An 18,864-nucleotide genomic window follows, 5' to 3' on the forward strand; every position below is an offset into this window, starting at 1 on the left:
CAGCCTTATTTGTTGGCACTATCCTGATAAGGGATAAGGTAATTTATTTGATTTTGTAGATGTTAATTATCTGTCAAATTGTTTTGCTTCCTCCCAAATTTCATCCATTTCTTCCAGGTTCATCTCTTTCAGACTACGTCCTTGTTTGATGGTTTTACTTTCCAGATAATTGAAACGTTTCGTGAATTTTTGATTGGTTCGTTCCAGTGCATTTTCAGGATTTACTCCATATAATCGTGCTGCATTAATCAAGGAAAAGAACATATCGCCAAACTCCTGTTCCATTTTATCCCGATCTCCATTAATAATTTCCTCTTGAAGCTCAAGCATTTCTTCTTTCACCTTTTCCCAAACCTGTTCTTTCTCGTCCCAATCGAAGCCTACGCCACGAACTTTATCCTGTATTCTATTGGCTTTTACCAATGCAGGTAATGAATTTGGTACGCCTTCTAATACCGATTTATTGCCCCCTTTTTCTTTCAATTTTAATTGCTCCCAGTTTTCTTCCACTTCTTTGGCATCGGCAACTACGGTATCACTAAAAATATGAGGATGGCGATAAGTTAGCTTCTCGCTTATGGCATCACAAACATCAGCAATATCAAAATCGTTGGTTTCCGAGCCTATTTTAGCATAGAATACAATGTGAAGCAAAATATCTCCCAATTCTTTTTTGATTTCCTGCTTTTCTCCTTTTAAAATTGAATCGGCAAGTTCATAAGTTTCTTCGATAGTTAGGGTTCGCAAGCTTTCAAAAGTTTGCTTTTTGTCCCAGGGACAACCTTCCCGAAGCTGATCCATTATATCTAGTAAGCGCTCAAAGGCTTTTAATTTTCTATCCATTTCGTATGCATTTGATGTAATTGAAGATCAAATTTACAAAACTAATTGAGAGCAATGCGATGATTTTGAATTGATTTTTTGGAACGATTCTAGTTGGCTTCTATTGTTGAGCCCAGGGTTTTTACAGCAAATGTCTTTAGCTATTTTAGGAAGGGTCAAGGTCTTGTTTATTTTTAATCTTGCTTGGAGGTAAAAACATCCTTCTTGCAAGTAAATCATCTGATCTTGGATCAGATAAGGCAGTCTTGGAGCTTAAATGGTGTCTTGGGCATAAATCACTCCGCCTTGGGACTTACAAACCCGTCTTGTACGGGGCTTACAGCATCATCACCTGTTTTTTTTTGCGAAAGAAGTCACTCTAATATAATTTCACTTTTTTCTCATCTTTCCAGAAGGCATATTTACCGTAAGCACGAAAAAGTTAGAGAAGGGGGGGAGTTTGCCTGTTGTATATTTTAATATCATTACAAAAAGGATTTTGTTCAAATAGCGAAATTAGGATTATAAGGAGAAAACGATAAGTCTGTTATCAATCATCAACTCATTAAAACCAAATTCTTTCTGTATCCAAGATAATGTATTTCTGTGGTAGATAAATACATGAGTGGGATCATTTTTATAGTACCATTTAGGAAAGTCAATGCTTTCATCATAGATATGAGTCATACAGTACAGTTTCCCGTTTCGATTTAATAAATTTCGAAGTAAAGCAAATTCCTTACCGGGATTGTGAAAATGTTCGATGACTTCACAGCAGGCAATATAGTCATATTTATCCTCCAGTAAATGAGGATGATTATGAAAAAAAGGATCGTATTGTTGGATGGAAAAGCCTTTGTCGCTTAGCACTTTTGAAATTACAGGGCCAGTTCCTGCTCCAAAGTCCAGACCTTTTGCTTTAGGTGTAAAATCCCGAAGTACAGCTGCTGTTATTGGCGATACGAATGCCTGATATCCTTTGTCTTCTACATCATTATTGTGTTGTGTGTAATGCTTCCTTTCTACTTCAGTTTCGGGCAAGAATTTTTTATCTGCAAATATGCCGGAACAGGTTTCGCATTGATAGTGGAACATATTGGGGCGCTCGTAAAAAAGCTTACCGGAATTACCACAAAGAGGACAGCTAGGAGCCATGATTTTAGCTTGAATTTATATTAATGCTTATTGATAGTTTTAAGGTAGAGTCTTTCTACTTTTTCTCTGGCCCAAGGTGTTTTTCTCAGGAATTTAAGGCTTGATTTAATAGAAGGATCACTTCTAAAACAATTGATATTAATTTTTGCACCTAATTCTTCCCATCCATAATAACTAACCAGTAATTCTATAATTTCGGCCAGTTTAATTCCATGTAATGGATTATTGGTTTGTTCTCTGCTGGTATTGCTCTTCTTTTTTGATTCCATTATAAAAATTCAGTTTTTACATCTATTCAGTGCCATCTACTAACTACAAAATCAGTAAGCCATGTTCCCGTAATTGGTTTATTGGTTTTGAATACCAAAACAATTCAAAGTCTTCAAAATGAGTTTCAAAATTGGCTTTTACATCAGCCAAAGAAAGTAAGGTTTCTTCGTCAAGCGATATTCTTTTCAGAATTTCTAAAAACCAATCGCCTTTTTCTTTTTCAAGCGATATTTCGAAGCTTTCCACTTTATCATGGAAAATCATTTTATTGAGTTGCCATGTTCTGCCTTTTTTCGATTTGGAAATGCTTTTTGTTTCGGGTGTACCACCTAACCATACAACAATTGCAGAATCTTTAGGATGTGAATAATCTGAAGCATCCAAACAGCTCTGAATAAAATCGCGTTTAATGCTGGTTTTCGGAATTCTAAATCCGGATGGAAAGTCGACGAACCAATCCTGCAAAGGAATTTCAAAACCAAGTCCGTGCATATAATTATAGAGTGATGTTTTTAATCCAAAGCTAAATAGATCGTGATCGATGCCTGTTTTATCGGTAAATTGAATATCGTTATTGGCGAACGTAATATCAGTGTACTCAGGTGTAATGCCATAAGCCGTTGGATTTAATCCGACAGGACTATGGGCAGTAAGGGCAAATTGATGCCAAAAAGCCGATTGTACAATATCTAATTCGAATATCTGCCGAACGACTTCCAAGCTATCGATTGTTTCCTGTACAGTTTCAGATGGAAATCCATACATTAAATAAGCATGAACCATAATTCCCGTTTCGGAAAAATTACGGGTAACCTGGGCTACTTGTTGTAAGCTAACTCCTTTGTTAATCAGTTTTAGCAATCGGTCCGAGGCAACTTCCAACCCTCCTGAAACGGCAATGCAGCCAGAGGCCTTTAGCAAGACACAAATATCTTTTGTGAAGTTTTTTTCGAACCGAACATTTGTCCACCAGGTAATGGTTAATTTACGCTTCAAAATTTCAATGGCAAGCGCTTTCATAAGTGCCGGGGGAGCTGCTTCATCCACAAAATGGAAGCCTTTTTCTCCTGTTTGTTCTACAATCGCCTCTATTCTGTCAACCAGTATTTTGGCGGCAATGGGTTCGAACGTTTTTATGTAATCTAATGAGCCATCGCAAAAAGTGCATTTGCCCCAGTAGCATCCGTGAGCCATGGTTAGTTTGTTCCATCGTCCATCGCTCCACAAACTGTGCATTGGGTTGGTTATTTCGATTACCGAAATGTATTTGTCGAGCAAAAGATCCGAAAAATCGGGCGTGCTCAGTTCGTGCTGTTTATAATCCTGTTGCGTTGCCGTATTATTGTATTTTACATCTCCATTTTTCCTAACAAATGTTCGTTTTAAAGGGGGTGTTTCGTTGGCCGGATGTAATGTCGTATTAGCCAAAAGTTGAAGAGGCAATTCCCCGTCATCTAATGTAATGTAGTCAATAAAATCAAACACTCTGGGATCCGATATACTTCTTAGTTCGGTATTGGGAAATCCTCCACCCATTACAATTTTAATGTTTGGATATTCTTTTTTAATGAACTGAGCACAACGAAAAGTACTGTACAAATTGCCCGGAAATGGAACCGAAAAACAGACCAGTTTAGGCTGGCTCAATTCGATTTGTTTGGCCAGAATAGCTATGCTTATTTTATCGATGTGAGACAATTCTTGCTGCAAATGCTCATTCAATTTATCGAAGGAGGATGCACTCCGACCTAATCGTTCGGCATACCGGCTAAAACCAAAATTCTCATCGATACATTCTGTGATAAAATCCGATAAATCTTCCAGAAAAAGGGTGGATAAATGCTTTGCTTTATCTTGCATTCCCATCAATCCAAATGCCCAATCCAGATCTTCAATTTGCTCGAACCTTGAGGCTTGAGGAAGAAAATCCTCAGTAGAAATTTGTCTCGCTAAAGTTTGATTTTTCCCTTGCAGGAAAGCAATCACATCGTTTATTACCATTAAATAATGCTCTCGAAGGGCATATATTCTTTGGGCATTTTCCGAAACAATCAACTCTTGCTGCAAAGCAATTTCAAACAGCTCTGATAATCCTTCTTTGGAAAAAAGCTCCAGAATAACTTCTATACCCAAATCCATCTGAAAGGAACTGATGTTTTTATCGTTCAAAAATCCCTTTAGGTAGGCCGTTGCCGGATAAGGGGTGTTTAATTGAGTAAAAGGTGGAGTTACCAGAAGAAGGTCTTTCACGTGTTTGTATTTTATAAATGGTAATGATGCTTGCTACAAGTCTTTATTTAATATCTTTTAAATCGATGCTTTTGCTTTGAATTAGCTTAAGCCTTATTTTCATTTTTTTCTGAATCACTTTAAAATGATGTTCATCTTCTTCAGGAACAAAGGAAATAGCTTCTCCTGGTGATTCTGCCCTGCCAGTTCTACCAATTCTGTGAATATAATCTTTGGGTGATCGAGGCAAATCGTAATTCACTACGCAAGGCAAAAATTCGATATCAATACCACGAGTTAATAAATCGGTGGCTACTAAAACACGAAGTTTACCGGTTTTAAATTTGCGTAAATTTTCAGTTCTGGCTCCCTGACTTTTCTTACTATGTGTGCTGGTGGCCTGAATTCCATTTTTGCTCAATTTGTAAGCGACAGCGTCAGCTCGGTGTGCCGAGGACACAAAAACAAGTACCTGTTCCAAATTGTTGCGCTTGATAATATAGCGAAGAAGCGGCCCTTTTTTCTCTTCTGCAACTGAATAGGCTATCTGATCGATTAAATCAAGCGTATTTTCTTCCGATTCAATTTTTATGACCATAGGATCTTTTAAAAGCACCTGATTCACATCTTTAACATCCTTGCTAAGTGTTGCCGAAAACAAAAGATTCTGACGTTTTTTAGGTAGTAAGGCAAATATGCGGTTCATCTCCTCTCTAAAGCCAAGATTTAGCATTTTATCTGCTTCATCTAACACCAATGTTTCAATTTCCGATAAGTGAACGGCATTTGAATCTGCCAATTCTAATAAACGACCAGGAGTAGCAACTAAAATATTTACATTATTCATGGCTTTCATTTGCGGATTGATGGAAACCCCACCATAAACAGCCATACATTTAATTGGATCGGGAAGGGCAGATGAAAACTGCTGAAAGACTTCTAACACCTGCATTGCCAATTCACGTGTTGGAACCAATACCAATGTCTTGATATGTCTGTTCTTAGAAATGCTTCCTCCCTGAAGATTGGTTAGGATGGGCAAGACATAACTGGCAGTTTTACCAGATCCTGTTTTTGCAATACCTAATACATCTTTTCTATTTAGAATGGCAGGTATGGCTTCCTTTTGAATGGGATAAGCTTGAGTATAGTTCTGATCGGCCAGTGCCTTCTGCAAGGAAGAAGATAGGCCAAGTGATATAAAAGACATGCGTATTTTTTCTGATTATTATTGCGGATCTATTTCCGCAGGTAAAGATAGGGGAAATATGCGTGTGGAAAGGAACAAAGAGAAGATTCCCTTACGGTGAAGAATTAAGCTGAAGGCATATCAGATAAAGGTGTGAGGCAAAGCCTGTATTTCCGGAACATGCAAATTTCAGTTGGGATAATTGATAACCAGTATTTAAACATCAATAAAAAAACTACCCCTTTCGAGGTAGTTCCCTAAAAACAAATTATTATGACTATTCTTCGTTAAGTGTTTCTTCCTTCTTTTTTGTGCGACCGTCCAGAATTTTATTATACACCTCAATTAGCTGATTAATTTCTTTCGCCACTTCGGTGTAAATAGCATCACCACTTAATGTAGCATGAGCTTCCATATGTTTGAGGAGATCGCGGTAACAATCGGTAATTTGTTTTCGGTAATCGATCATTTTAAGTTCGGGTTCGTTAGCATCATTTTTTAAACGCTCTAAAAACCTTGTCTCAAACTGTGCATTAATTATTTCTAATCGATCTACCCATTGGTCTAAGTGCAAAAGATTAACAGCATTGGATAGTGCATCATCAGATTTCCATTTTTTTACAATCTTTCCAATTGCATTGGTTTCTAATTGATAGTTTAAGCGGGGAATATCATCGCCAAAGCTATTGAAAGATTTCATCAGCAAATCGGCATCGGCTCTTGTTGCTTCCTCGTAATGATGCGAATATCCTCTTATAATTTGCTCGATTCCAATTAAACCATTATCGCGTTCGCTATCCAGATTTTGTAAATCCAGAGTAATAGCACTACCAAGCTCCGGTTTATAAAAATCATCCATTGCAGTGTATAAAACGGATATCTTGTCAACTTGTTCTTTAACTTTTAATACTTCAGGATCATTACTTGTTACAATTCTAATAATACTTTTAATGAATTGACTAAACTCACCGTGGCGAAGTCTTGAAAAAGGGATAGATAAATACATAAAATGTGTGTTTGGTTTGAAATATTATTTTTTATTAACGAATCTAATTTATAAAAATAAATCATAAATAGTTGCGTATTTATAAATTAATTATTGAATGAAATTTCATTACATGCTATATCCCTAAGTTTTATGGCGTTTTTAGATAATTTTAAATGGAAATAATAATATTTTGTTGTTTTTAAAGATGCGATGTGAAAGGTCTTGTTGGATAAGTTCTCTTATTGTTCTTAATGTTGGGTGGTGCTATCGTATGTTTAGTAGATATCTTCTGTTTTTGCAAAATTTATTCCTGCAAACTGCATGAGATTTTCTCAGCTTGAGAATCCTTCCTGCAAACTGCATGAGATTTTCTCAGCCTGAGAATCCTTCCTGCAAGCTGCATGGGATTTTCTCAGCTTGAGAATCCTTCCTGCAAACTGCATGGGATTTTCTCAGCCTGAGAATTCTTCCTGCAAACTGCATGAGTAAAATGTTATTGTGAGTTTGATGTTGTTATTTGAATTGGGCAGACTTATCGCGAAAAGAGGGAAAAAGTTTGGTTTCATGGAGCCTAAGACAGACTCCATGCTTCAGGTTTTGAAGCAAACCATTGCTTCACAGTTTTCCAGTTTCCTTGAAAGAAATCAGAATTTCGATAATGATTTAATGCTGTTTCCGACTCCCAATGGCTGACTGTGAAAAATACGGAAGGCTTCGAAACATCTTGCAGAATTTTCAGATGCGAACATCCCGGGAAAGCAATAATTTCAGTTTTTTCACCAGTGGTCAATGTTTTGAAATCCTCAATATGATCGGACAATATTTCAAGTTTTACAAATCTAGTTATCATGGAATTTAATTCTAATATCTGCGTTGATGTCTAAATGAAGCAATTCGTTGAGTTTCCCCTTATAAATGGCAATCTCCAATAGTCCGCTGGCATTGAAAAGCGCGAGGATTTCCCCTTCTGCCGTTTCGTGATAATTATTGTTGATGCTGGTGATTTGGTAACGATTACTTTGTACTAATATCTCAAACTTTCGTTCCTGTCTGGCGGATTCAAACAATTCCTTCGAAATATTAGTGGTGACATTGCCGTGTGAATCCATATAAATAACCTGTCCGGTAATGATTCCCTTTTGTATAAGAGCTCGAATGGGCACTAACTTATATAATTCGCTAAGGGAAGTACCCAAATTGGTAATATTATTGTTATTGGCGATATGGGCAGCGGCTTTGGCAAAAATATTTAATTCCGGAAATGTTTGGTATTTTGCTTCGCGCTCGATATTCTCTATTCTCACGATAACCTCCGGTTGTTGCTTCATTATCAGACTAAAAACACCATTATCTGTACCAATAAAATAAGAACCTTGATATTGTATTGCCACGTAGGGATGTTCCGGTGTTTCTTCGGAGTTAACACAAACCAGATGAATACTTCCTGTTGGAAAATGAGGATAAGTATTGCGCAAACTGTATGCCGTTTGTGAAATATTATGCTTGTCCAGATTATGACTTAAATCTACAAGGCTCGCATCATTGCAAAGATTTAATAATCTACCCTTTAATGCGCCCAGATAATAGTCACGATCATTCCAGTCGGAAGTTATTGTAATGATAGGCATATATAATTTCTTAATATTCAGGTTTTCTTCTTGATTCAACAAACTTGTTCTTTCTCGAAAAATAATTCAGATTTCTTTAATTTCATTCCTTATCGAATCAGAATTAATAAGTAATTTGTGAGCTCAAAAGTAATGATTATTGAACGATATTTATGATTGAAAAGAGCATATCTTTAGGGACGATTGATCCGCTTGAATTTTATGGAATTAACAATGCAAAACTGGAAGTTTTAAAAGATTTTTTTCCAAAGCTTAGTATTGTTGGCCGTGGAAACGTAATAATTGCCAATGGCGAGGCGTTGAGCCTGGAGCTTTTTGAAAAAAAAGTAAATCTCCTGCTGAAACATTATAATACCTATAATGTGCTCACTGTAGCCAATATAAAGCGTATTGTTTTAGAAGATACTCCGGGTATAAAAGATCCGGACGATCCTAAGAATATTATCCTTTTTGGAAATAATGGAAAAATTATTCGCTCTCGTACCACAAATCAGCACAAATTGGTAGAGAAATCGGCTAAGAACGATATGGTTTTTGCTGTTGGTCCGGCCGGATCGGGAAAAACCTATACCGCCATTGCTTTAGCTGTAAGAGCATTAAAAAACAACGAGGTTAAAAAGATTATTCTGAGCAGGCCGGCAGTAGAAGCAGGCGAAAACCTTGGCTTTCTGCCAGGTGACTTAAAGGAGAAGATTGATCCGTACTTACAACCACTTTACGATGCCTTATTAGATATGATTCCAGCTCGTAAACTGGCTGATTATCTCGAGTCGGAGGTGATTCAGATTGCGCCTTTAGCTTATATGCGGGGGAGAACCCTAAACGATGCTTTTGTAATTCTGGATGAGGCACAAAACACTACAACCAAGCAGTTGAAAATGTTTCTTACCCGTATGGGGACAAGTGGTAAATTCATGATTACCGGCGATATTACTCAAATCGATTTACCGTATAAACAACAATCAGGATTGGTACAGGCTTTTCGGATTTTGAGAAAGATAAAGGGTATTGCCATGGTTGAATTCGATAGCTCGGATATCATCCGACATCGTTTGGTAAAAGAGATTGTTGCAGCCTATGAAAAAGAGGAAGAAAAGCAAGAACAAAAAAGGGCGAATAAGGATTAATTGATTTATCTTCGCTGAGAAATAAACCATTTTATAAATTTTTGAATTTTTTGGAGCAATGAAAGAAGCAATTGTAAAAACAGATTTTAATTTTCCGAATCAAAAGAATGTTTACAAAGGCAAGGTGAGAGATGTGTATAACATTAATGATGAATATCTTGCTATGGTAGTTTCAGATCGCATTTCGGCATTTGATGTAGTATTACCTAAAGGTATTCCGTTTAAGGGACAGGTTTTGAATCAAATTGCAACCCGTTTTTTGGATGCAACAGCTGACATTGTTCCCAATTGGAAGATTGCTACTCCGGATCCCATGGTTACGGTTGGACATATGGCAGAACCATTTATGGTGGAAATGGTGATCAGAGGTTATTTAACAGGTCATGCATGGAGAGAATATAAAGCTGGCAAGCGAATGCTATGCGGCGAAGTGCTTCCTGATGGAATGAAGGAAAATCAGAAATTTGCAAAACCAATTATCACGCCTACTACCAAGGCAATGGAAGGTCACGATGAGGATATCTCGAAAACAGAGATTCTGAAACAAGGCATTGTAAGCAAGGAAGACTATGAGCAATTAGAAGCTTATACACATGCTCTATTTGCCAGAGGAATAGAGATTGCTGCTGAAAAAGACTTGATTTTAGTCGATACCAAATACGAGTTTGGTAAAAAGGATGGTAAAATCTACTTGATTGATGAAATTCACACTCCGGATTCCTCCCGTTATTTTTATAAGGAAGGCTATGCAGAGCGTTTGGCAAATGATGAACCGCAAAAGCAATTATCGAAAGAATTTGTTCGTGAATGGTTGATGGAGAATGGTTTTCAGGGAAAGGAAGGTCAGCAAATTCCGGAAATGAACGAGGAGAGAGTGAATCAAATATCCGAACGATACATTGAATTGTACGAGCAAATAATTGGGGAGAAATTTGAACGAGGCGATGCTGTTAATGTTCAAACTAGAATAGAGAATAATATTAAGGCTTGTTTGGAAACTTTATAGGAAGCCTATCTTATAAGGAAAAAAAACAAAACCGAAATCTGTAATGGATTTCGGTTTTTGTATTAAATATTATTTTTTACTGAGTCAGGTAACATTTAGGTAATGGGCGTAGTTGAAGAATTACCCTCCAACTCTTTTCACCTGGTAGCCGTCTGATTTTAAAAGTTCCATGACTTTATCACGATGATCGCCTTGAATCAGAATTCCTCCATCCTTCACCGATCCACCAACCCCACATTTGGATTTTAACATTTTACCCAATTCTTTTAAATCATCAGTATCACCAATAAAACCTTCTACCAAAGTAACGGCTTTGCCTTTTCGTTGCTTTTTATCCAACATCACCTTTAGTTTTTGCTGCTTTGGAGGTAAAGTCTCCTCCTTAGCATCTTCGTTGTATTCGTAATTATAGTCCGGATTGGTAGAATACACTATATTTTTTTTATTCTTTTTAGCCATAGTATATAAGTATGTTAGTACACTGTATCAAGAATAAATGGCAAGTTTAAGAGCTACAAAATAGTTTGGTCATTGCATTTTTTATCTTGATTCTTCAAAGAACAAAGATATCTATTTTCTGACTTTATAAGTTCTGCGATTGTAGAAATAAATAATAGCGCCTAGCAGAGGAGCAAACAAAACTACAAGAATCCAAAACAACTTGTTGATTCCTAATAAATCTCTTCGCAGAATATCAATTATCGCAAGAGCGGGCAACACAATTGCAATGATCGATACTATTAACCAAATATCAAATACGAGTGATAAAATCATAGGTGTTCAATTAGGGGTATTTCCAATTGTCGCTGTAAACTTAAAACAAAATTATTTGTTGGCACAATTGACACATTTTTTACTTTCTGGCATAATCATGATCCTACCTAAGGGAATGGATTTTCCACATTTTATACATTTACCAAAGTCAGGGGAATCTATACTTTTGAGGGCATCTTTTAAAGCTGAAAATTGAATCTTCTTCTTACGTAAAGCTGCCTCGCTTACACTTTTATTATTGATAGCATCCATTCTACTTATTCTTCCTATCGCGCAGTCGGGAGCAATGGGTTTGGTAACTTCTTTTAATTCTAAAATCTCAAGTTCCAGAGTTTCAAGTTTTCGTTGAATTTGGTGTAGAATTTCAGTTTTATTAATATTTTGCATGGCGAATATTCGTATTTAGTTTCAAAAGGGAGAACAATATATTGGTTTTTAATGGAGATTAGTGATGACTTTTAGCTGAATACAACAAATTTACCTATTTAGATTCATCCTAAAAAGGGATGACCTGCAAAAATCCTAAAGAACTAATAGGCTAGTAAAACTCTTCTTTATACTTTTGATCTAGAAATTATTACTGGATGTTTAGGCTTAAATCGATTGCGGAGCAATTTCTTTAATTATAAAATAATCCGGTTCCTAGATATTTTTTACATTCATTTATTTTAAAGAGTAATGAACAAGATCGTTGAAAAAGAGAATTTTTCAGAAAAAGTTGTAAAAATTGTGGTGGAGGCGCCATTAATCGCAAAAGCCCGAAAACCTGGTAACTTTGTTATTGTTAGAGTAGGTGAAAAAGGGGAAAGAATGCCTCTGACCATCGCTGGTGCTGATATTAAAAAAGGAACAATAACCATTATCGTTCAGAAAATGGGCGTTTCCTCTATTAAATTGTGTGACCTTAAAGTAGGTGACTTTATTACTGATTTAGTTGGTCCTTTGGGAAAACCTACCGAGATTCATAATGTTGGCACCGTATTGTGTTGCGGAGGTGGTGTTGGTGTAGCTCCGTTGTTGCCTATTGTTGAAGGTTATAAAAAAGCCGGGAATAAGGTAATTACAGTATTGGCTGCTCGTAATAAAGATCTAATCATTCTGGAAGATGAAATTCGTAAGAATTCAGATGAAGTACTCATCATGACTGATGATGGGTCTTATGGACGAAAAGGTTTGGTAACCGAAGGAATGGAAGAAATCATTCAGCGAGAGCAAATTGATGAATGTATTACGATTGGTCCTGCCATCATGATGAAATTTTGTGCACTTCTTACTAAAAAGTATGAAATCCCAACCATGGCAAGTTTGAATAGTATCATGGTCGATGGTACAGGAATGTGCGGTGCTTGTCGCGTTACAGTGGATGGGAAAACTAAATTCACTTGCGTGGATGGTCCTGAATTTGATGCACACAAAATTGATTTTGACGAGATGATGTCAAGATTAGGTGGTTACAAAGTAGAAGAAAAAGATAAACTTGATCATTTTCAAGAATAATTAAATAACGACAAACACTGGACAATGGAAAGGTCTGAAGAATATATCAAAAACGAACGTAAAAAAGAATGGAGAGTTGAACTCCAGAAAAAAACGAAAGCTAAGGATCGAATGACTATCGAAAGGGTGCAGATGCCAGAAAGTGCACCCGAAGAGCGTATTAAATCTCAAAGAATAGAAGTGAATAAAGGATTAACCGCTGAGGAAGCTATGAGAGAAGCTACCCGATGTATGGATTGTGTTAATCCGACCTGTATGGAAGGCTGTCCGGTAAGTATCAATATACCTAAGTTCATAAAAAATATTGAGCGTGGTGATTTTCTACAGGCAGCATCAGTTTTGAAAGAAACCAGTGCCCTGCCAGCAGTATGCGGACGGGTTTGTCCTCAGGAAATTCAATGCGAGCAGAGATGTTTCTATGTTGAGAAATTACATCAGCCAGCTGTTGCAATTGGACATTTGGAGCGGTTTGCTGCCGATTTCGAAAGAGAATCAGGTAAGATATCTGTGCCTGAATTAGCAGAATCGAATGGTATTAAAGTTGCTGTAATCGGTTCCGGACCATCAAGCTTATCCTTTGCTGGTGATATGGTGAAGTTAGGATACGATGTGTCTGTTTTTGAAGCTCTGCATGAAATTGGTGGTGTTTTGAAATATGGAATCCCTGAGTTTAGATTACCTAATGCCGTTGTTGATGTGGAAATTAACAATCTTCGTCGAATGGGCGTTAAGTTCATTACAAACTTTATTGTTGGCCAAACTGAAAGTCTTGATGATTTGAAAGAAGAAGGTTTTAAGGCTTTCTATGTTGGAAGTGGAGCCGGATTACCTAGATTTATGAATATTCCAGGTGAAAATTCAAATGGAATATTATCCTCAAATGAATACTTAACCCGTGTAAATTTGATGGGCGCAGATGCAGAGGATTCGGATACTCCAGTACTTCGTGGTAAAAATGTAGTAGTAGTTGGTGGTGGTAATACTGCCATGGATTCGGTTAGAACAGCAAAACGTTTAGGAGCTGAGAAGGCGATGATTGTTTATCGTAGGTCAGAAGAAGAGATGCCCGCCAGAATTGAAGAGGTTCATCATGCAAAACAAGAAGGAATTGAGTTCTCAACCTTAACTAATCCTATTGAATATATTGCCGATGAAAATGGCCGGGTAAAACAGGTTACAGTTCAGAAAATGAAATTAGGCGAACCTGATGCATCAGGTCGTAGAAGACCAATTCCAATCGAAGGATCGGAATACACTATTGATGCAAGCGTAGTGGTTGTTGCTGTTGGCGTATCACCAAATCCATTGATTCCTAACTCAGTAAAAGGACTAGATGTTTCGAGATGGGGAACTATTGAAGTAGTTAAGGATAAAATGCAATCCTCTATTCCGGAAGTGTTTGCGGGCGGAGATATTGTTCGTGGAGGAGCTACGGTAATTTTAGCCATGGGTGATGGACGGAAAGCTGCTGCCAATATGGATATTTATTTAAAAGAGAAGTATTTATCTCAAAAAGTGGAACATTAAAAAATTTAGACACAATGAAAGAATTTAATTCCCTTGATGATATTTTAGATTTTGCCATTAATGAAGAACAAATGGCAGCAGATTTTTATACTGATTTAGCTGCAAAAATGAAAAATCAGGAAATGAAAGATACTTTTGAGCAATATGCTTTGGAGGAAATTGGACATCGAACGAAATTGGAAGCTATTAAAAATGGTAAAGCATATAAAATTGCTGATTCTAAGATCGTAGATCTTAAAATTGCTGATTATTTAGTTGAGGTAGATACTGAGAAAACTAATATTTCTTACCAGGAGGCTTTAATTTTAGCTATGAAAAAGGAAAAATCAGCTTTCAAATTATATAATGACTTAGCTTCAGCGACTACAGACGCAGCATCGAAGAAAGTGTTTTTAATGCTTGCACAGGAAGAGGCCAAACATAAATTACGATTTGAAATTGAGTACGACAACAATATTCTAACAGAAAATTAAAAAACTCCGAACTAATTGATAGAGCCTTGCGAAAGCAAGGCTTTTTTGATTTCTACACAGGTGAATTACTTTTGTCTTCCTATGGTTTATTTTGTAACTTATTGATCAAGTTGGAATTGACTCTGAGTTGGTTTGAATTAATAGTGTATTTACAAAATTTAATAAATAGGTGAGGGATGAAGATTTTTAGAAATTTTGAAGAAATTCTCGATTATGCTATCGATAAAGAGATGGAGGAGATCGAGTTTTATTCGAATCTTGCGGGACGAATGGATAGAAAAAATGTGAGTGTATTATTTCATAATATTATGCTAGAGAAAACCAGTAGGGTATTGCGTTTAGAAAAGATGAAGGATTTGAAAGCAGAATTCGATTCAAATGAAGTTCAGGATATGAAATTAGCTGGTAATTTGGCTGAAATAGACCATCAAAATTCGAATTTATCTTATCAGGATGCACTAATTTTAGCGATGAAAAGAGAGAAAGAAAAATTTAAATTTTATACCAAAATGGCTGAATGTGCAATTAATAATGAATGTAGAAGTACATTTATAAATTTAGCCAACGAAGAAGCCAGACAAAAGCTAAAGTTTGAAATTGAATATGATGAATATATCTTAATTGAAAATTAATAAGCATATTAAGGAATTGAATGAATCGAAATTGCATGCTAGTAATTTCGATTTTTTTATGGCTTCAAAGCTTACGGATATTTTGATTTCCAAGCTTACTTTAGTATTTTTGCTATCAATTATATTAAATTATAAACAATTGAAAAACAAATATTTAATGAATTGTTTTTTTCGAAGTATTCTCTTTTTCTGCTTCTTAATCGGATCAGTTGGAATTGCTAATTCACAAAATTTATCGGTTGAATTGTCTAAAAACAAGGTAGTTGTTGGTGGTGAAACCTATTTTATGCATTTGGTAAAGGAAAAGCAAACCTTATTTTCTATTTCCAAAGCATATGGTGTTGAACTATCTTTAATTATGAGGGTAAATCGTAAGTCAGATCCTAATGTGAAAGTAGGGGAGGTTTTACGTATTCCGGTTTTAAAATCAATAGCTTTAGATGATCCTTCAATATCTGAGAAAAATAACGATTTATTTGAATATTATATCGTTAAGGAAGGTGATACTTTATATTCTATTTCCCAAAAGTATGGGGTAGATATAAAGACTATTATACAGAATAACCCAGGTTTGAACACAAATCTTGTTTTAGGTTCGGTAGTTCGAATTCCAAAGTCATTACAGCAAAAGAAAGAAGAATTACATGTGGTAGTTCCTAAACCTGACAAGAAGTATTTTTACTACGTAATTAAAAAAGGGGATACTGAATATTCCATTTCCAAACAATTTTTTATGAAGCTTCGGAAATTCAGGAAATTAAATCCTAGTGTAAAGAAAAAAACATTGAAAATTGGATCTTGGGTTCGAATACCAAGATATTTGGTGCCAGAGGAATACTTTAAGATTCCGGAAGTGAAAAAGGATACTATCAGTGATTTGTCAAATGTGATGGATACAATGATGGAAGTGAAACCTAAACCAGAATATCTTGCTCAAAATAAAATTCGCATAGGATTGTTTTTACCATTATATCTCGAAACTAATGATACTATAAATCAAATTAGAACTTATAAAGATACTATTCCTGTAGTTTTGGAAAGGGAACCAAGATTGATTTATTCGAAATCCCGAAATTTTATTCGTTTCTATCAAGGTGTTCTTGCTGCAATTGATTCTATAGAAAAAGAAGGAATTTCTGTAGATCTACATGTTTTTGATACAGAAAGAAGTGTGGAAAGGGTTCAACAAATAATTTCCAGAATTACATATACTGATTTTGACTATTTCATTGGTCCTGTCTATCAAAATACATTTTCACCTGTTGCTAAATTGGCTCAGCAGAAGGGAATACCCATTATTTCTCCATTGTCTAGTCAAAATCAAGAATTAAAAACAAATCCTTTCGTTTTTCAATTAAATACTTCGGTTGAATCGGTATGTGATAAAATGTCAGACTATGTATGTGATGATTTCGATATGAAAAATATTATTGTCGTGCATCCAGAACGATATAAACACTTGAAGGAGTATAAAGTAGTGGAGGATGTGGAAAGGAATTTATTTGAATCAGGTAAATATTGGTTAAATGATCAAATATCTTATAAAAAAATATCCTTTGAAGAATATGGACTTTATGGAATTGAAAGAATTTTATGTGATTCTTGTGAAAATGTAATAATTCTTCCTATTAATAATCAACCTCTTGTTGAAAATATAATCACCAATTTAAATGTACTTAGTCAAAGATTTGCAATTCGTTTAGTTGGTTTTTCGAAATGGCAACGATTCAATAGTTTAGATCCTGAATTGTTGTATCATCTAAATTTCACAATGTTCAGCCCGTATTTTGTTGATTATAAAAGTTCATGGGTAAATTCTTTTATTACTAATTATCGAGATAAATACCTCTGTGAGCCTAATGATTTTAGTTACAGTGGTTATGATATTTGCACCTATTTTTCAAAAGGAATTAGTAAATTCGGAAAAGATTTTATGGAGCATATTAATGATATGGATAGAAATATGCTTCTTCAATCTAATTATTATTTTAAGCGTGTGAACGCTTTTGGGGGATTTGAAAATAATGGTTTTCATTTTCTTAACTACTCCAGAGATTTTAAAATCCGACATTTGATAACTGAACCAGAAAAACGTAATGAAGAGATAGATTATATTCAGAAAGCTTTTAATTACTAGTTTATATATTCTTATCGTATTTCTTGTGCCTTAAATATCCGATACTGGATAAATCATCCATAATAGTAGGTGAGGTCTATTTTTCTTTTGATTAGATAGTTTGAGAGCTTATCATCTCCATATTCGTAGATAATATTAATTTTCCCTTTATTTGGTAAATGTTTGTTTAAGAGTGGTTTGTGTTTATTGGTATAGGCTTTGGTTCTAATTTGTTGTTAGTTATCAAAAAGTCCTGTACCATGAAAAAATATTTACTCCTGGGATACCTCCTGGTAATCTCTACACTTATCGTGTATTCACAAACACCTCCAACTTTAAATGCTGCTACCGGGGCAACAGTTGACGGCAACATAGTAATTACTTTCAGTGATCCTGGATCATACAGAACAAGTATACAGTCTGTTAGTTATAATAATACTGTATTGCCATCTGGTGCGCTAGATTTGACTGTAACTGATCAAATAATATTAATTCCTTCAGGTGATCCTGCGTTGCAAGTTGCCGGATCAGCAGATGTGATTGTTGTTGCAACTGGTTTTAGTGATGCCACCGTATCACAAACCATAGGTCACGGAGCAGCGAACAAATTAGGAGTAACAACCCAACCTGTTGCCCCAAGTGTCAACGGAGGAGTATTTGCAACACAGCCGGCCATAACAGTACAGGATCAGTATGGAAATACCTGTACAAGTGATGGTCCTCGCTCTATCACCGCAGCAAATGGCGATGGACAGAGTTGGACTCTTGGAGGAACAACGGATCAGGATGCCAGTTCAGGTGTACTTACTTTTAGTGGATTAACAGCAACAAGTAATGTAGCTGTCAGTAATGCCTATCTCACTTTTAGCACAAGTGGATTAACAAGTATAAATTCGAATACTTTTAGTTTAGCTTTGAATAGTCCACCTGCGATAACAGCCTCAGGAACTGCTACTGTGGATGCAGACTTCACAATTACTTTTGCAGATGCGAATGGATGGCAGTCGAAAATCACTTCTATCACATATGGAGGAACCGATATATCTGGTGCCTACAACACGGGTGGTACATCAGGAGAAATCACCTTCACTCCATCAGCCTCAACCGCCTTACAAGCAGCAGGAACAGCAGATTTTGTAATTGTTGCAACTGGTTTTAGTGATGCCACCGTATCACAAACCATTGGTCATGGATCACCGACTAAATTGGGAGTAACAACACAGCCTGTTGCCCCAAGTGTAAATGGAGCAGCCTTTGCACCCCAACCAGCGATAGCCATTCAGGATCAGTATGATAATGTGTGTACGACTGATGGTACTAGAACTATAACTGCAGCTAAAGCAGATGCAGGGAATTGGACTCTTGGAGGAACAACGGATCAGGATGCCAGTTCAGGTGTACTTACTTTTAGTGGATTAACTGCAACAAGTA

General features: G+C 36.1%; 19 protein-coding genes. 8 read left to right on the forward strand and 11 right to left on the reverse strand.

The window, feature by feature from the left end; all coding sequences use genetic code 11:
- Positions 1-66: 66 nt before the first annotated feature.
- The 8 genes from mazG to DLK05_RS12015 form a co-directional block, all read right to left on the reverse strand.
- Entirely contained in the window at positions 67-843 is a 777-nt protein-coding gene (gene mazG / locus DLK05_RS11980) for a nucleoside triphosphate pyrophosphohydrolase (RefSeq protein WP_127344241.1), read from the reverse strand.
- A 501-nt stretch (positions 844-1,344) separates the two neighbouring features.
- Complete coding sequence (locus DLK05_RS11985) at positions 1,345-1,977, reverse strand: class I SAM-dependent methyltransferase (protein WP_127344242.1); 633 nt, start codon at positions 1,975-1,977, stop codon at positions 1,345-1,347.
- Positions 1,978-1,997: 20 nt separating this feature from the next.
- Entirely contained in the window at positions 1,998-2,246 is a 249-nt protein-coding gene (locus DLK05_RS11990) for a VF530 family protein (RefSeq protein ID WP_127344243.1), read from the reverse strand.
- A gap of 43 nt (positions 2,247-2,289) precedes the next feature.
- Positions 2,290-4,497, reverse strand: a complete 2,208-nt coding sequence (locus DLK05_RS11995) for a B12-binding domain-containing radical SAM protein (protein ID WP_127344244.1) — start codon at positions 4,495-4,497, stop codon at positions 2,290-2,292.
- A gap of 43 nt (positions 4,498-4,540) precedes the next feature.
- Entirely contained in the window at positions 4,541-5,686 is a 1,146-nt protein-coding gene (locus DLK05_RS12000; RefSeq protein ID WP_127344245.1) for a DEAD/DEAH box helicase, read from the reverse strand.
- A gap of 256 nt (positions 5,687-5,942) precedes the next feature.
- On the reverse strand, positions 5,943-6,671 hold the full coding sequence (locus DLK05_RS12005) for a DUF6261 family protein (protein WP_127344246.1): 729 nt from the start codon (positions 6,669-6,671) through the stop codon (positions 5,943-5,945).
- Positions 6,672-7,224: 553 nt separating this feature from the next.
- Positions 7,225-7,503: a putative quinol monooxygenase gene (locus DLK05_RS12010; RefSeq protein WP_127344247.1), complete on the reverse strand. Its 279-nt coding sequence runs from the start codon at positions 7,501-7,503 to the stop codon at positions 7,225-7,227.
- The gene (locus DLK05_RS12015) at positions 7,493-8,281 is read right to left on the reverse strand and encodes an SAM hydrolase/SAM-dependent halogenase family protein (protein ID WP_127344248.1); all 789 of its coding nucleotides are present in this window, start codon (positions 8,279-8,281) and stop codon (positions 7,493-7,495) included. The genes DLK05_RS12010 and DLK05_RS12015 overlap by 11 nt, the downstream gene beginning before the upstream one ends.
- Before the next feature lie 152 nt (positions 8,282-8,433).
- Here DLK05_RS12015 and DLK05_RS12020 point away from each other — a divergent pair, with 152 nt between their 5' ends.
- Together DLK05_RS12020 and DLK05_RS12025 are read left to right on the forward strand one after the other, a co-directional pair.
- On the forward strand, positions 8,434-9,408 hold the full coding sequence (locus tag DLK05_RS12020; protein WP_127344249.1) for a PhoH family protein: 975 nt from the start codon (positions 8,434-8,436) through the stop codon (positions 9,406-9,408).
- A gap of 58 nt (positions 9,409-9,466) precedes the next feature.
- Positions 9,467-10,414, forward strand: a complete 948-nt coding sequence (locus tag DLK05_RS12025; protein ID WP_127344250.1) for a phosphoribosylaminoimidazolesuccinocarboxamide synthase — start codon at positions 9,467-9,469, stop codon at positions 10,412-10,414.
- Between the two features lie 120 nt (positions 10,415-10,534).
- Here DLK05_RS12025 and DLK05_RS12030 read toward each other — a convergent pair whose 3' ends face one another.
- The 3 genes from DLK05_RS12030 to DLK05_RS12040 form a co-directional block, all read right to left on the reverse strand.
- On the reverse strand, positions 10,535-10,873 hold the full coding sequence (locus DLK05_RS12030) for a translation initiation factor (RefSeq protein ID WP_127344251.1): 339 nt from the start codon (positions 10,871-10,873) through the stop codon (positions 10,535-10,537).
- A 111-nt stretch (positions 10,874-10,984) separates the two neighbouring features.
- Positions 10,985-11,188 (reverse strand): PLDc N-terminal domain-containing protein, encoded by a 204-nt coding sequence (locus DLK05_RS12035; RefSeq protein WP_127344252.1) that lies wholly within the window; start codon positions 11,186-11,188, stop codon positions 10,985-10,987.
- A gap of 51 nt (positions 11,189-11,239) precedes the next feature.
- Positions 11,240-11,575 (reverse strand): TraR/DksA family transcriptional regulator, encoded by a 336-nt coding sequence (locus tag DLK05_RS12040; RefSeq protein WP_127344253.1) that lies wholly within the window; start codon positions 11,573-11,575, stop codon positions 11,240-11,242.
- A gap of 291 nt (positions 11,576-11,866) precedes the next feature.
- Between DLK05_RS12040 and DLK05_RS12045 the strand changes: the two genes are divergently transcribed.
- From DLK05_RS12045 to DLK05_RS12070, 6 genes are all read left to right on the forward strand, one after another.
- Positions 11,867-12,685: a sulfide/dihydroorotate dehydrogenase-like FAD/NAD-binding protein gene (locus tag DLK05_RS12045; RefSeq protein ID WP_127344254.1), complete on the forward strand. Its 819-nt coding sequence runs from the start codon at positions 11,867-11,869 to the stop codon at positions 12,683-12,685.
- 24 nt (positions 12,686-12,709) lie between these two features.
- Positions 12,710-14,212, forward strand: coding sequence for an NADPH-dependent glutamate synthase (gene gltA, locus DLK05_RS12050; protein WP_127344255.1), 1,503 nt, complete (start codon positions 12,710-12,712; stop codon positions 14,210-14,212).
- A 14-nt stretch (positions 14,213-14,226) separates the two neighbouring features.
- Positions 14,227-14,685: a ferritin-like domain-containing protein gene (locus DLK05_RS12055; protein ID WP_127344256.1), complete on the forward strand. Its 459-nt coding sequence runs from the start codon at positions 14,227-14,229 to the stop codon at positions 14,683-14,685.
- A 176-nt stretch (positions 14,686-14,861) separates the two neighbouring features.
- The gene (locus DLK05_RS12060; RefSeq protein WP_127344257.1) at positions 14,862-15,317 is read left to right on the forward strand and encodes a ferritin family protein; all 456 of its coding nucleotides are present in this window, start codon (positions 14,862-14,864) and stop codon (positions 15,315-15,317) included.
- A gap of 157 nt (positions 15,318-15,474) precedes the next feature.
- Positions 15,475-17,454, forward strand: coding sequence for a LysM peptidoglycan-binding domain-containing protein (locus tag DLK05_RS12065; protein WP_209319856.1), 1,980 nt, complete (start codon positions 15,475-15,477; stop codon positions 17,452-17,454).
- A gap of 239 nt (positions 17,455-17,693) precedes the next feature.
- Positions 17,694-18,864, forward strand: a 1,171-nt coding sequence (locus DLK05_RS12070; RefSeq protein WP_209319857.1) for a hemoblobin-interacting domain-containing protein, incomplete at its 3' end; no start/stop codon positions are given.

The organism is Ancylomarina longa, assembly GCF_003996985.1.
GTDB classification, from domain to species: Bacteria; Bacteroidota; Bacteroidia; order Bacteroidales; family Marinifilaceae; genus Ancylomarina_A; species Ancylomarina_A longa.